This is a genomic window from Natrinema altunense (assembly GCF_000731985.1).
Taxonomy (GTDB): Archaea; Halobacteriota; Halobacteria; order Halobacteriales; family Natrialbaceae; genus Natrinema; species Natrinema altunense.
The window spans coordinates 54,495-67,595 of the sequence record NZ_JNCS01000003.1 but is presented as its reverse complement, the minus strand read 5'-3'; the positions used below and the strand labels follow the sequence as shown (position 1 = coordinate 67,595).

14 protein-coding genes are annotated in these 13,101 nt (G+C 66.9%); 9 read left to right on the top strand and 5 right to left on the bottom strand.

All coding sequences use genetic code 11. The annotated features are described in order from the left end of the window. The first annotated feature begins 62 nt into the window (after window positions 1–62). On the top strand, window positions 63–725 hold the full coding sequence (locus tag ALTAJ2_RS07225) for a potassium channel family protein (RefSeq protein ID WP_007109285.1): 663 nt from the start codon (window positions 63–65) through the stop codon (window positions 723–725). Between the two features lie 305 nt (window positions 726–1,030). Here ALTAJ2_RS07225 and ALTAJ2_RS07220 read toward each other — a convergent pair whose 3' ends face one another. Continuing rightward, entirely contained in the window at window positions 1,031–2,086 is a 1,056-nt protein-coding gene (locus tag ALTAJ2_RS07220; RefSeq protein WP_007109286.1) for a DNA methyltransferase, read from the bottom strand. Window positions 2,087–2,204: 118 nt separating this feature from the next. Here ALTAJ2_RS07220 and ALTAJ2_RS07215 point away from each other — a divergent pair, with 118 nt between their 5' ends. Together ALTAJ2_RS07215 and ALTAJ2_RS07210 are read left to right on the top strand one after the other, a co-directional pair. Beyond that, on the top strand, window positions 2,205–3,182 hold the full coding sequence (locus ALTAJ2_RS07215; protein ID WP_007109287.1) for a calcium/sodium antiporter: 978 nt from the start codon (window positions 2,205–2,207) through the stop codon (window positions 3,180–3,182). Window positions 3,183–3,284: 102 nt separating this feature from the next. Then, window positions 3,285–4,307, top strand: coding sequence for a glutathione S-transferase family protein (locus ALTAJ2_RS07210; RefSeq protein WP_049900319.1), 1,023 nt, complete (start codon window positions 3,285–3,287; stop codon window positions 4,305–4,307). 109 nt (window positions 4,308–4,416) lie between these two features. Here the strand turns inward: ALTAJ2_RS07210 and ALTAJ2_RS07205 are convergent, their stop codons facing one another. The 3 genes from ALTAJ2_RS07205 to ALTAJ2_RS07195 form a co-directional block, all read right to left on the bottom strand. Further along, on the bottom strand, window positions 4,417–4,734 hold the full coding sequence (locus ALTAJ2_RS07205; RefSeq protein ID WP_049900360.1) for a DUF7535 family protein: 318 nt from the start codon (window positions 4,732–4,734) through the stop codon (window positions 4,417–4,419). 126 nt (window positions 4,735–4,860) lie between these two features. Next, a complete protein-coding gene (locus ALTAJ2_RS07200; RefSeq protein ID WP_007109290.1) occupies window positions 4,861–5,655 on the bottom strand; it encodes a hypothetical protein in 795 nt (264 codons plus the stop codon). 115 nt (window positions 5,656–5,770) lie between these two features. Continuing rightward, window positions 5,771–6,547: an NAD-dependent epimerase/dehydratase family protein gene (locus ALTAJ2_RS07195; protein WP_007109291.1), complete on the bottom strand. Its 777-nt coding sequence runs from the start codon at window positions 6,545–6,547 to the stop codon at window positions 5,771–5,773. 279 nt (window positions 6,548–6,826) lie between these two features. Here ALTAJ2_RS07195 and ALTAJ2_RS07190 point away from each other — a divergent pair, with 279 nt between their 5' ends. Then, window positions 6,827–7,201, top strand: a complete 375-nt coding sequence (locus tag ALTAJ2_RS07190) for a 2Fe-2S iron-sulfur cluster-binding protein (RefSeq protein ID WP_007109292.1) — start codon at window positions 6,827–6,829, stop codon at window positions 7,199–7,201. A 79-nt stretch (window positions 7,202–7,280) separates the two neighbouring features. Beyond that, entirely contained in the window at window positions 7,281–7,715 is a 435-nt protein-coding gene (locus ALTAJ2_RS07185) for a thiol-disulfide oxidoreductase DCC family protein (RefSeq protein ID WP_007109293.1), read from the top strand. A gap of 113 nt (window positions 7,716–7,828) precedes the next feature. On the opposite strand, the gene ALTAJ2_RS07180 is transcribed toward ALTAJ2_RS07185, so the two are convergent. Beyond that, the gene (locus tag ALTAJ2_RS07180; protein WP_007109294.1) at window positions 7,829–9,109 is read right to left on the bottom strand and encodes a DUF7405 family protein; all 1,281 of its coding nucleotides are present in this window, start codon (window positions 9,107–9,109) and stop codon (window positions 7,829–7,831) included. 135 nt (window positions 9,110–9,244) lie between these two features. Between ALTAJ2_RS07180 and dps the strand changes: the two genes are divergently transcribed. From dps to ALTAJ2_RS07160, 4 genes are all read left to right on the top strand, one after another. Next, window positions 9,245–9,904: a DNA protection during starvation protein gene (dps, locus tag ALTAJ2_RS07175; RefSeq protein WP_007109295.1), complete on the top strand. Its 660-nt coding sequence runs from the start codon at window positions 9,245–9,247 to the stop codon at window positions 9,902–9,904. Between the two features lie 178 nt (window positions 9,905–10,082). Next, the gene (locus ALTAJ2_RS07170; protein ID WP_049900322.1) at window positions 10,083–10,529 is read left to right on the top strand and encodes an SRPBCC domain-containing protein; all 447 of its coding nucleotides are present in this window, start codon (window positions 10,083–10,085) and stop codon (window positions 10,527–10,529) included. 246 nt (window positions 10,530–10,775) lie between these two features. Beyond that, window positions 10,776–12,293 (top strand): HTTM domain-containing protein, encoded by a 1,518-nt coding sequence (locus ALTAJ2_RS07165; protein WP_007109297.1) that lies wholly within the window; start codon window positions 10,776–10,778, stop codon window positions 12,291–12,293. 200 nt (window positions 12,294–12,493) lie between these two features. Beyond that, on the top strand, window positions 12,494–13,084 hold the full coding sequence (locus ALTAJ2_RS07160) for a DUF6735 family protein (RefSeq protein WP_007109298.1): 591 nt from the start codon (window positions 12,494–12,496) through the stop codon (window positions 13,082–13,084). The last annotated feature ends 17 nt before the right edge of the window (window positions 13,085–13,101 follow it).

Sequence of the window (13,101 nt, the reverse complement as noted above, 5' to 3'; positions counted from 1 at the left end):
TGGAGTGCGACGAGTGCCAGCCGGACCAACGTATTTGACCTCGGGGCGCGTACCATGGTATCATGAGGTTTGTCATCGTGGGTTACGGCCGAGTCGGCTCGCGGACGGCAACGATCCTCGCCGAAGAGGGCCACGAGGTCGTCATCGTCGACAACGACATGGACCGCATCGAGCGCGCCAGCGACGACGCGCTCGAGACGGTCCGGGGCGACGGTGCCGACGAGGACGTCCTCGTCGACGCCGGTATCGAGAGCGCCGACGCGATCGGCACGTTCACGCCCGATCTCAACGCCAACTTCGCGGCCTGTATGGTTGGCACGCACCACGACTGTCGGACCGTTCTGCGGATCGACGAGGACTACCGCGAGGACATCTACGAGAAGTACGCCGAGGAGGTCGACGAGATCATCTATCCCGAACGGCTCGGAGCTGCCGGCGCGAAGACGGCCCTGCTCGGCGGCGACTTCAACGTCGTCGCCGACCTCGCCGCGAACCTCCAGTTGACCGTCCTCGAGATCCGGGAGGGATCGCCGGCGGTCGGCAAGCGAATGAGCGAACTCGACTTGCCCGAGGCCGCGCGGATCTACGCCCACGGTCGTGCCCGCGAGTCGCTGACGATTCCGCTTCCGGGGACCGAACTCGAGATCGGCGACGAAGTCGCGCTCATCATCGAAAGCGATCGCGCGGACGACGTTCGGTCGACTCTGTTGCCCACGAACGCCTGATCGAGCGGACCGCTGCACTCGATCGGGTTTCGATCGGGCGGCTATCGTTCACCTGCCAGTATCAAAAGGGGGGGAGAGGAACGGGAGTAGGCGCGCAGACGGCTGGATGGGGGAGGGGTGGGGAGACCGTCGCGCGCCTATTCCTTTCGTCACGCTGGGGCCCAATAAAACCGCGTCAGACGACCGACAGACGGGAGTCAGACTCGGCCGGTGTCACCCCGTCCGCAGTGGACATCCGACCCACCCGTCGGACGTCACTCGCCGTTCGGCGGCCGGCAGAAACGATTCGGTCGTACTCCACGGTGTCACTCCCCGTCCTCGAGACGGAAGACGAGGACGTTCTGGTGAACCATGGAGGGGACGAACGAGAAGGGGTAGCCGTAGACGTGGAGGTCCTTCGTCGGATCGTACCAGATCAGGTTCGCCGCGAGGGTGAGCGGGGCGGTCGACTCGATCGCCCGCGCGAGGTCCGCCGAGAGGAACTCGTAGGACTGCTCGCGGTACATGTCGCCGATGAAGACGACGACGTGACCATCGGGCGTGACGGCGTCGGTGAACCGGTCGAACTTGTCGGCCATGTCGGTGAGCCACTCGGCTTTCGTTCGCTCGCCGCCGCCTCCGTCGTCCGCATCGGTGTCGGCAGTCGCGTCACTGGCCTCGGCACCGTCGAACGACCCCAACTTGCTCTCGCGCGTTTCGCGCTCGTTGCGCGTCTGCTCGAGTTCGTCCATGTGCCAGTACGGAACGTCGGTCAGCAGGAGGTCGACGGAGTCGTCGGGGATGTCGTCGAGTAACTCGACGCAGTCCCCGTGTCGCATGTCTTGCTCGGCGAGGGGCGGGTCGCCGCGATCGCGGCGCTCGTCGTTTTCCGCCTCGAGAACCTCCCGGTAGAGATCGACCCAGCGTTCGGTCCGTTCGAATCCGATTGCGTCCCGCAGGCCGGTCCCCTCGTGTTCGCAGAAACTCGCCCCGAGCAGGGTGCCGCCGACGCCGGCGAAGGGGTCGAGGACGGTGTCGCCGGCCTTGCTGAACCGACCGATCAGGTCCGCACAGAGCCGCGGGGGTTTCTGGCCGCCGTGTTCGCTGCGCCGCTCGTGCTGGACCGCGGGCGGGTAGCCCTCGGCGATCACGGACTTCGTGGCGTATTTCCACTCCTTGCCCGTGAGGTCGTTCACCCGATTGCGCTCGTCGTAGATCCCGCGTCCCTCGACGTAGCGCTGGTGGTCGGCCAGGTCGTCGGTATCGATCACCTCGCCGTCTTCGACCGGCAGGGATTCCTCCCGTGCACGGTCGGCGTCGAACGCGCCGTCATCGTCCGTGAACAGGCGGCTCTGGCGGTGCCGATCCCCGTCGTCTGCCATACCTCGAGTGCTCACTCGGACCGCTTAAACGCTTGTGCCTCCGGTCGATCCGTGCGGGAGATCTGACCGCTGCGTGCCCGCCATTTTTGGCCAGTCGTCCGAAAAGCGACTGCTATCGATGGTGCTCCTCGAAGACATCCTTCTGTTTGGCATCGCCGCCCTCGCTCTGTGGCTCGGCGCACGATCGCTCGTGACCGGCGCATCTAGACTCGCCAGTGCGGCGGGCGTGTCCGCACTCGTCGTCGGCCTCACGGTCGTCGCGTTCGGGACGTCAGCGCCGGAAATCGTAGTCTCGACCGGGGCCGCAGTCGAGGGTCGGGGTGACGTCGCGGTGGGAAACGTCGTCGGTTCGAACGTGTTCAACATCGGCGTGATCCTCGGTCTCGTCGCCGTCATCACGCCGTTTCGCGTGACGGAACCGTTACTCCACCGCGACGTGCTCGCGATGGCGGGATCGACGATCGTCGCAGCCGCCGTCCTCGCCGACGGCAGCGTTTCGCGACTCGAGGGGGCGATACTCCTCGTTGTCCTGACGTGCTATCTCGGTGTGCTCTGGTTCGCGATTCGAGCGGCGACCGACGGAGACGGCGGGCGGTCGAAACCGATCGACGGCGGTACGACCGCTCTCGCCGAGCGTGACCGACACGACGTTCGTATCGGTATCGAGGGAGGACGCATCCTCGTCGGTCTCGTCCTCGTCATCGTCGGGGGGCGCGTCCTGGTCGATTCGGCGGTCGGACTCGCCCTCGCCGCCGGCGTCTCGGAGTGGGCGATCGGTGTGACGGTCGTCGCGGCCGGCACCTCGATACCGGAACTCGTGACCTCCGTCGTGGCCGCTCGCGGGGACGACGTCAGTATCGCCGCAGGGAACATCATCGGATCGAACATTTTCAACGTCGTCGGCGTGCTGGGGATCGCCGCAGTGTTCCGGCCGCTCACCGTCGACCCGGCCGTCTTCGTCGCGTTGACGTGGCTGGGCGTCCTAACCGTGTTCACCACGATCGTGCTCGCCACCGGACGGCGGCTTACCCGCCTCGAGGGAATCTCCCTCGTCGTTCTCGGGGTAGGGTATTCGATCGTGAGCCTGATTCTGTGAGTCGCTGGATACCCGATACCGGAGCGAACGCGTACCGCCCTGCGAGCCCGGTGACACGAGTGTTAGCGAGACCATTTGTATCCAGCCGCCCTCCGTTCGTGTATGAATATGCTCGTCGACGGCGAATGGCGGACCGACGCCTACGAGTCGACCGACGACGACGGCTCGTTCGAACGCCAGACGACCCCCTTCCGGGACGAGGTTCGGGACGATCCCGATGCTCGGTTCCGGCCCGAGGCCGGCCGGTATCACCTCTACGCCTCCTACGCCTGTCCGTGGGCTCACCGAACGCTGATAACGCGGGCGCTGAAAGGCCTCGAGGACGCGATTTCCGTCTCGATCGTCGATCCGTACCGCGACGCGGACGGCTGGCAGTTCACACCCGACAAGGAGGGCTGTACGCGCGATCATCGCCACGACGCCGATTTCCTCCGGGAGTTGTACGTGCGTGCGGACCCGGACGCGACCTGTCGCGTAACGGTCCCGGTCCTCTGGGACACGGAGGAGGAGACCATCGTCAACAACGAGTCCGCGGAGATCATGCGAATGCTCGACACCGAGTTCGACGACGTCGCGTCCCGAGACGTCGATCTCTATCCCGAGGGATACCGCGACGAGGTCGACCGGGTCATCGACGATATCTACGAACCGATCAACAACGGCGTCTATCGGGCCGGGTTCGCCACGGAACAGGGGCCCTACGACGAGGCGGTCGACGACCTCTTTTCGGCCCTCGACCGCTGGGACGAGGTGCTCGCGGACCGGCGCTACCTCGCCGGCGATCGGCTGACCGAAGCGGATATCGCGATGTTCACGACGCTCGTCCGGTTCGATACCGTCTACCACACGCACTTCATGTGTAACGTCCAGTACATCCGCGAGTACGACAACCTCTGGCCGTATCTGCGGGATCTGTATCAGACCCCTGGCGTTGCCGGGACGGTGAACATGGCTCACATCAAAGAACACTACTACACGACCCACCCCGACGTGAACCCACACCGGATCGTCGCTCGCGGCCCCGACCTGGACTTCGAGGCTCCCCACGACCGCGACGACCGTCCGGGCGGGCCGCCGTCCGACCTCGTCGCGGCGGCGCGTACCGACGACTATAGTAGCCCCTGAAAGTCAATGCGCACCTGACCGCATGATGACGTTGCGGTCAGTGTGTGAATCGTTTCAGTGGCTACTATAGCCGGACGGGACACTCGAGCGGGACCCTACCGGGCCGGCGTTAGGACTCCGCGGCCGTTCGGTCGGACTCGGCGTCTGCAGCGTCGGCATCTGCGGGTTCGGAGTCGTCGTCTTCGGCGTCCGGTTCGGCGGAATCGTGACGGCCCGAGCCAGTGCGCCCGGACTCGCGACGCCAGGTTTCGAAGCTGTGCTCGAACTCCTCGTCCGCGACGAACACTTTCCAGAGAATCCAGACGGGAACGAGAACGGGGATCAACGGGATGAGAACGACCACGAGCACTGCGGCCATGATATAGCCGAACAGTGACATCTGGGTGTTCGGCCCGTAGCCCGTCGACTCGGACACCTTGACTGACATGTGCTCGGCTACGAACGTGTCGGTATTCCGTCTTTCGATCCCCTCGAGCGGCCGCGACACCGATGTCGGCAGTCTCACTACCTGTCATTTCCGTGGTGAAACGGTCGAGCGACGACGCGACGTCCCCTACAGGTCGTACGCCCGTTCGATCGCGAACGTCTTCTCGGGTTCTGGAACCCCGAATTCGGATTGATGATCGACCGCGGCGGACCGGTCGATCTCCCGGAAGCCGTATTTGTACTCCGGCCCGCGCCGCACGAGCGGCTCCCCGAACACCGCAAGCGTCGGCCCGTACGCCGACGCCAGCGTCTCGAGCGTCTCCCGATCGACGACGACCCACTTGAACGATCCGCTCCCGTCGTCGAGGAGGAGCATGCGGACGTCGATCGCGGCGAGAACGGTGTCGTTCAGTGCCGTCCCGAGGGCTCGACACAGGCGACTCGGATGCGCGCCGTCGGTCGGCGGATATCGAAACGCGGCCGTCGCAACGGGGTCGTTCGCATCGTCGACTACGACCAGCCGGAACGCTCTGGGATGATCGGGGTGCTCGGGTTCGATCCACTCGTCGCTCCCGACGCTCCGAAATTCGAACCCGTACCCGAACTCGGCCAGCGCTCTGTCGAGCGGGACCTCGAGGGTGCGTTTGTGGTGGTACGTGTTGTCCACGGTCACGCCGCGGCCGCTCTCGCTCAGGACGCCCTGTACCGTCCCGGTTTTCGCGCGGTCGGGGTCGCCACCGGTACCGAGTCCCCGTACGACGGCCCCGTCGACGGCGACCGCTTTCGTCGCGTCGCGTATCGAATCGGGGGCTTCGATCGCGCCGCCGACGATCTCCTCGTCGGAGAGGCCGAACTGGCGAAGGACGTCGACGACGTCCGCCGCAGCGATGATCGCGTCGTCCGATGGTGAGTCGCGGGCCATACATCCCGTACGCGGCCGCGATACCATATTCGTTCTGTTGTGTTGATATACTGTCGTCGGGGACGGACCGCGGACGAGGTGGAGTCGCGGTCGCCTCGTCCGCTGCCGGATCACCTCATCCGTCGTTCAGAACCGCCTCGGCGTCGTCTCGTGGTCGATAGCCGAGATCGCGCATCGTCTCGGACAGCGAGAGGAACCGTTCGGCGTTGGCGGAGATACCGTGTGCGGTCAGGGGCGACCCGCCGAGGGTCGCCGTCACGGCCGCGTTGAGCAGCCGTCGGCAGTCGTCGGGACTCAACCACATCGCGCGGGCGTAGCGCTCGCCAGCGCCGTCCCGGTCGCGACACTCCCGTCGGAGGTCGTCTCGGGTGAGCAGCCAGCCGATCCGCAGGTTCACCACCTCGAGGCCGTGGCGCTTCGCGTAGTACGATCCCAAGGCCTCGCCGAACACCTTGGTGACGCCGTAGTAGGTGTCGGGGTCCGCCGGATCGTCGGGTCGGACGACGGCCGGACGGCCCACCGTCGACTCCGGCCGGATTCCCGAGACGGCGTTTCGCATGTTGACCGCGTGGTTCGAACTCGCGAAGACCACCCGCTGGAGGTCGTGCTCGATCGCCGCTTCGAACGCGTTGTAGACGCCGTCGACGTTCGGTCCTCGCACCTCGTCCCACTCGGCTCGCGGCGACGGGTTCGCCGCGAGGTGGAGCAACACGTCCTGGCCCTCGAGCGCGTTCGCGAACGCCTCGCGATCCCTGATCTCGAGGGGCTGGGTGTCGAGGTCGTCGGTCTCGCTGTGTGAGAAGCACGTGAGTACGTGGTCGTCGTCCGGAAACGCCGCGATGGCTTCCCTGCCGACGGTTCCCGATGCGCCGGTGATTGCGATGGCCGTCATACGGACCGGACGGTCACCGCGCCGAAATAGGTCGGGCAAGCGCCTTCCGGCCTCGCGCCGGCGACTCGAGTGACGACGCGAACGCTGACACCTGTCGGTCGAGATACCCTTCCCACCCGGGAAGGGGACGACGCTGACGGAGTCGTTCCGATAGGTCGGAGCCGGAGAGGACGACGCCGTGGATCGGTGTCGCGCCGAACCCGGCGGTCGGGTCCGTTGGCCCCCGGCTTGCCGTCGTCCGGCCACAGGCCTTTCTCGGACCCGAGCGTACCTGAGCCCGTGACTGCCCCCACGACTTGGGAGGTCGAACTCCGCGTCCCCGAGGACGCCGACCTCGACGCCGCGGGCGAGTCCCGAACTGTCGCGGTCCGCGAGGATCAGTCGATCCTCGCGGCGGCCCGCGCTGCGGACCTCTGGCTGTCGGCGGATTGCCAGCAAGGATGGTGTATCACCTGCGGTGCAAAACTCCGCTCCGGCGAGGTGGATCACAGTCAGGCCAAGCGATACTACCCGTCGGACGAGGCGGCGAACTTCGTTCTCACTTGCGTCGCTCGCCCCCGATCGGACTGCGTCATCGAGGTCGAACAGTCCGAGGCACTGCTCCGGCATCGTGCCGACCACGACAAGCCGCCGGGGCGGTCGAAACTCGAGTAGGGACGAACGCGGGTCGACCACACCGGTCCCGGCACCTGCCCCACCGAACGTTTTCCGCTCCCGCGGCGTACCGGACGGTATGCCCGAACCGCAGTTCACGGGGCTCCTGCTCTACGACGGCGACTGTCCCTTCTGCTCGGCGGCCTCGACCGCGATGCGACGCCTCGAGTCCGTCGGCGTCGTTCCGTGGGACGACCCGGCCGCACAGGCGTTCCTCGCGGCCCAGTTCGGCGACACCCCCTTCGCGCTCTTTTTCGTCGATATCGAGGCCGAAACGGTCTGGGCGGGGCGGGCCGCCGCCACTGAACTGTGCGAACGGGCCGGATTGCCCGTGCTCGTCCGGGACATCGTCGACGAGAGCTACGAACGGGTCGCGGACGCCGTGCAGTCCGTCTCGGGAACCGATCGCGAGATCGATCCCTATCACGACGCCTATCCGCTGTCCGACGACGCCGCGGCGCTGTTCGACGACCTCGCAGCCGCCGGGACCCGGACCCACAGCCCGGACGCCTAAGACGGGTTTCGGCGGCCCGGCCACGAGCCTCGTGGTCGAGCGGTTCGTTCGAGGGGCCGATTACCGACCCCGATCGAACCGTGCCTCGAGCACGGCGGTGCCGACCCGAGCCGCTATGCCGGATTCGGCGCGGGCAGGGCGCGACGGTCCCGCGGTGGCACGAGGTAGTTCGCTCGGTTGCGGACGCTGATGTACTGGAGGATACCGTTGTTCGTCCGCGAGTTGACCGATCCCTCGGTGAGGTCGCTGCCGGTCATCGCCCGCCGCGTCGTCACGAAGTCCTCGATCGAGCGCTGCAGGGAGAGGAAGTGGAGGGCCGCCCGGTCGTCGTCGGTCGAGTCGAAATCCCGTCTGAGGATGATCGGAGCCCCGTCTTCGCGGGCACGGGCGGCTTTCTGGGCGTGGCCGACCGTTCCCTCGTTTCGCGCGTCGTCGGCCGCGCTCCCGCCGACTTCGGCGACCCGACTCGAGTCGCCGAGATTGTGGCCGGCCCCCTCGACGAGTCCGTCCTCGGCGTGGGTCGGGGAGAACATCTTGGCGACGCGCTGGTCGCGGCTGTCCTGTTCGTACCACTGGTGGAGGTGCAACTGGATCTTCGAGAGGTGAATCGTCGTGCCGCCGGCGAACGGCCCCTCGCCGATCGTCACGCGGTCCTCGCTGGCCTGGGTCTTCCTGAACCCCGACTTGAACCCCATGAACAGCGGTGCGTCCTCCGGAACGGGTTCGCCGTCGGGGATGCCGCTGACGCCGGCCTGGTTGTCCGCCGGGAGGCCGCGGCCGATGAATCCCGTCCGGCGCTCGGCCACGTCGAAGACCCCCGTGAGCGACCCCTCGACCTCGAGGCCGTTCAGTTCGTCGAGGTCGCCCTTCAGGGCCTCCTCGGCGCTGAGCGTGACGTGGCCGTAGTCGCTGGCCAGATGGACGAGTGCGTCGTACTCGTCGAGTTGCGGGTCCTCGATCGGCGCGAGCGCTTCCGGCTCGGGCAGGTCAACGCCGTCGGGGAGGTCGGTATCGAACCGATCGAAGTAGTTCGGCCCGTAGCCGATCGTAAACGCCAGCCCCTCGTTCCCGCGCTTGTAGGCCCGTTCGAGGGTTCGGAGGGCGGCCTCGAGTCGCTCGCGCTCGCGTTCGACCTCGGCCGGGCCGTCGCCGACGTACTCGAGGCCGAGCAGGAGGTGGTGTTCGGGTGGGACGACGTTCCCGTGGTCGTCAGTGGCGAGGAACTCGTTCCAGGCGTGCTGGCGGTCGGGGAGTTCGTCCGGCGCGAGAGCGGCCTGCGGGACGTCTTCGGGCTCCTCGCGCTGGAGACAGGCGGACAGTGCGCTCGCACCACCGATGGCGACGGCACTGCGGACGAACGCACGACGCGAGAGACCGCGATCCGAACCGTTCATACGCGACCTTCGGGGGCTGACGAGTAAGGATATTGCGGTCACCCTGTCGGATGCACGTCCGACGAAATCCCGACGCTCGTGGGCTGCAGTTGCAAGCAAAGATTCATGCAGCGAGTGCTGGGAGTGGTCCGGTGGATGTCAGACGACAAACCACACGCGGCGGGCACCGTCGATGCAGGGGATACGAGCGAGCGCGTCGGCATGGCCGTCCTTCGCGAACGGGGACTCGAGCCCGAGGAACTGCGCGAGAAACTGATCGACGCGATCGGTGCCGAATTCACGACGTACTACTACTACACGAACCTGCGAATGCACCTCGCCGGCCACGAGGATTACAAGGAGATCACCGAGGACGCCCGTCTCGAGGACCGGGCGCACTTCGAGTTGGTCGCACCGCGGGTGTACGAACTCGGCGGCGCGCTCCCCAACGACATTCGCGCGTTCGCCGATCGGGCTTCCTGTCCCGACGCCGAGCTCCCGGTCCCGATGGCCGGCGACGGCGGGTTCGATACCGATTCGCTCAGCGCCGAGAGCATCCTCGAGGTACTGCTCGAGGCCGAACGCTGTGCCATTCGGACGTGGTCGGAGATCTGTGACATGACCCACGGCGTCGATCCGCGCACCTACGACATGGCCCAGCGCATCCTGCAAGAGGAGATCGAACACGAGGCGTGGTTCGTCGAACTCCTCTCGATGGAGCGCGACGGCGAGATCAACCCGGCCGGCCACTTCGTCCGGGGTGAGCCGGGCGACGCGCCGCTCTCGACGAACCGGCGGTTCAACGACAGCGCCTAGGCCGACGGCCACCGTTCGAGGGGGGAGACGGTCGCGCCTCGTCTGCCGTCCACAGTCCGGAAACCGGCTGACGGGTTGCGAGCCGATGTTCGAGCGGTGTCTGCTCGTTCCCTCGTCTGTCGTCGCCGGTGGTATTTCGACCGGTACAGCCATCCCGCTGAGCGTGGTAGACGGTTGCATGAATCAGGTCGAGGTCTTCATCGAGATCGACGCGCCGCCCGCGGTCGTCTGGGAAGCCCTTCTCGCTTTCGACACGTATCCCGAGTGGGACCCGATCAGCCGGACGATCGAGGGGGTTGCAGTCGATCCCTCGATGCAACGGACCGGGGACGCGTCGGCCGACCTCGGTCGGTTCCTCGACGGCCCGATGGCCGTCACCGTCGAACCCACCCGCCGACTCGCCTGGCTCGACCGGCTCGTCGTCCCGTTCGCGTTCGACCGCTACCACGAGTTTCACCTCGAGCCGATCGCCGACGGCCGGCGCACGCGGCTGCTCCAGCGCGAAACCGTTCGCGGCGCGTTCGTCCCGCTTGTCTTCGACGCGGCCCGCGTCGAACGGGCGTTCGTCGCGATGAACGAGGCGATCGCCACCCGCGCCGAGCGACGAGCGAGCGCGACTCCGTGACTGCGGCCCGCTCTCGGCCGCCGCCTCGCTCGAGACGCCGTCCGTGTCGTGGACCTATCGGACCCCGCATGCGGCCCCACGCGCCTTTCCGTCCGATGTACAGGGGTGCCGGCGTCGTATCCGTCATCGACCGCGTACTCGGGCGGTGTTCGAGCGTTCGCGGTGAGTTACTGTCCACTGCCGGCGACGGTCAGGAGAAAGTACTTATATATCGGTTCACAACTCGGGATCGACTCGGTAGCTCGCATGACAGGAGCCCCGTCCGAACCCGCGACTGCGACCGGCGACGCGGCGACGACGCGGACCGCTGTGCGGGCGCTCGTCCGATCGCGTCTCGGGATCGATCCGCGGGCGCTGGCCGCGTTCCGGATCGGCCTGGGGCTTGTTATCGTGATCGATCTGCTCGTCCTCCGTGCTCCGGGACTGGTCACATTCTATACGGACGCGGGAATCCTCCCGCGGTCCGCCCTCGAAGACCTGTCACCGACGCTCGCACGCTGGTCGCTGTACGCCCTGTCGGGCTCGGTGTGGGTCCAAGCCCTTTTGCTCACGGTCACCGGCGCTCTCGCGGTGTGTCTGCTGCTCGGCTACAGACATCGACTCGCAGCCGTCGGATCGGTGCTTCTCCTCGCGTCGCTGCACGCTCGCAATCCGTACCTCGTCAACGGCGGTGACACGATCCTCATCTCGTTGCTGCTTTTCGCGGCACTGCTCCCCCTCGACGCTCGGTGGGCGATCAGTCCTCGCCGTCCCGAAGGGGACACCGTTCGTGACACCCGAGACGAGCCGCGCGTTGTTTCGACGGCGACCGCTCTCCTCCTCTTGCACGTCGTCGTCATCTACGCGATCAACGCGGTTCTCAAGTTCCGGAGCGACGAGTGGCTCTCCGGAATCGCGGTCCAGCGGATCTTCCGACTCGAGAGCTTCACCGGCTATCTGGGGCCGATAATCGCGGACTACCCCGCTCTCTTGACCGCGATCAACTGGCTCTGGGTCGCCGTTCTCTCGGCATCGGTCCTGCTCGTACTCGCGACCGGCCGGCTCCGAACTGCGACCGTCGCCGCCTACGTCGGTGCGCATCTCAGCATGGCAGCGACGATGCGTCTGGGACTGTTTCCGCTGATCATGGTCTCCGTTCTGGTTGTCTTTCTCCCGCCGTCGGTCTGGGACCAAGTCGAGCACCTCGGTTCGGCGACCGGGCTCGCACGCCGGCTCGGCGCGCTTCGGCTAGGCGACGAGCGAACCGAGGCTGGATCGAGTTCCCGGTCCGTGCTCTCGCCGCGCGTCCGACGCGGCACGCGACTCGCCGCGACGGCACTGCTCGTCTGTCTGTTCCTCGCCGCGGCGAGCTGGCAGATCGTGGCAGCGGGTCTGGTTGATAACCCGAGTGCGGACGACGATAGCGTTCTCGAGCGCTCGAGTTGGGCCTTTTTCGCGCCGAACCCGCCCGATACGTACAGTTGGTACGTCGTCGAAGCGACCGACGGGGCCGGGGAGTCGACCGATCTCGTTCGCGGCGGACCGGCGACGTTCGACGGACCGCCCGACGTCGCGGAGCGGTATTCGTCGACGCTCTGGGAGCGGTACGGACGGAAGGGACAGGGTGCGGGCGAACCCGCGCGTGAGGCCGCGGGATCGTACTTCTGTGAGCAGGCCCACGACGGCGTCGAGTCGGTGACGATCTATCGCGTCGACCAGTCGGTCGATGCGGACGGCCCGGTCGGCGAGCCGACGCCCCACGAACTGATCGTCAGTCGGTGTTGACGGCCTTCGACGGCTCGACGGAGTGCGATCGCGGAGGACCGCTTTCCCGGTAGCACACCGAGCAGCGCGGTCGTGGTCGGTCCCCGCTCCCGTCCGCAGGTTCAAGTACGGGCACGCGACCAGATCCGCCGTGAGCATCGAACCACATTCCCGCTCGCACCTCGAGTGGCCCGATTCGCACCGCTTCGACCGGGTGACCGATGGGACATAGAGCTCTCGTCGCCTACCGGCGGCCGGATCGCCTCTACGACCTGCGATACAGTCACTGGGGCGGTGAGACGCTGTCGCTCGCGGACGCGATCACGGCGACGACTCCCCTCGCGGACGGTGCGGTCGAGGGGGCCCTGCTGGCGGACTCGATCACGCTCGAGCGAATCCTCCGGGACCACCTCGAGCCCTGCGTCCACGAGGCGTTCTTTCTCGTCGCCCCGGCGGACGATTACGGCGTCGAGGCGTATCGCGTCTGTTGGCTCGAGTGGGGTGCCGGTCGCGACGGCGGCCGCGGAGCGCTCGTCCCGACGCGGCCCGCCGACGAGGGGACGATCAGGGTCTGGTTTCGTGCGACCAAGACGGCTCTCGGCGACGTCATCGAGATGGGAGCGCTCTCGCGACGGGCGGCACGGGCGTATCTCGAGGCCCGCGTCTGCGAGGAGCGAGCCGGAATCCCGTACACGTACGGCGAGTCGACCGACGGTGAGTCGACGTATACGCCCACACCGGACCGCTGGTTCGCGAACGGGCGTCGGGAACACGACGAACCGACGGACGAGGAAATCGACTTCGAGGAGTGACCGCGAGAGCGGACACG

Coding starts and splice junctions, on each gene's coding strand:
- dps (WP_007109295.1), top strand. CDS start 9,245: ATGTCAGACGACAAACCACACGCGGCGGGCACCGTCGATGCAGGGGAT.
- ALTAJ2_RS07210 (WP_049900319.1), top strand. CDS start 3,285: ATGAATATGCTCGTCGACGGCGAATGGCGGACCGACGCCTACGAGTCG.
- ALTAJ2_RS07170 (WP_049900322.1), top strand. CDS start 10,083: ATGAATCAGGTCGAGGTCTTCATCGAGATCGACGCGCCGCCCGCGGTC.
- ALTAJ2_RS07165 (WP_007109297.1), top strand. CDS start 10,776: ATGACAGGAGCCCCGTCCGAACCCGCGACTGCGACCGGCGACGCGGCG.
- ALTAJ2_RS07205 (WP_049900360.1), bottom strand. CDS start 4,734: ATGTCAGTCAAGGTGTCCGAGTCGACGGGCTACGGGCCGAACACCCAG.
- ALTAJ2_RS07160 (WP_007109298.1), top strand. CDS start 12,494: ATGGGACATAGAGCTCTCGTCGCCTACCGGCGGCCGGATCGCCTCTAC.
- ALTAJ2_RS07225 (WP_007109285.1), top strand. CDS start 63: ATGAGGTTTGTCATCGTGGGTTACGGCCGAGTCGGCTCGCGGACGGCA.
- ALTAJ2_RS07200 (WP_007109290.1), bottom strand. CDS start 5,655: ATGGCCCGCGACTCACCATCGGACGACGCGATCATCGCTGCGGCGGAC.
- ALTAJ2_RS07215 (WP_007109287.1), top strand. CDS start 2,205: ATGGTGCTCCTCGAAGACATCCTTCTGTTTGGCATCGCCGCCCTCGCT.
- ALTAJ2_RS07195 (WP_007109291.1), bottom strand. CDS start 6,547: ATGACGGCCATCGCAATCACCGGCGCATCGGGAACCGTCGGCAGGGAA.
- ALTAJ2_RS07220 (WP_007109286.1), bottom strand. CDS start 2,086: ATGGCAGACGACGGGGATCGGCACCGCCAGAGCCGCCTGTTCACGGAC.
- ALTAJ2_RS07180 (WP_007109294.1), bottom strand. CDS start 9,109: ATGAACGGTTCGGATCGCGGTCTCTCGCGTCGTGCGTTCGTCCGCAGT.
- ALTAJ2_RS07185 (WP_007109293.1), top strand. CDS start 7,281: ATGCCCGAACCGCAGTTCACGGGGCTCCTGCTCTACGACGGCGACTGT.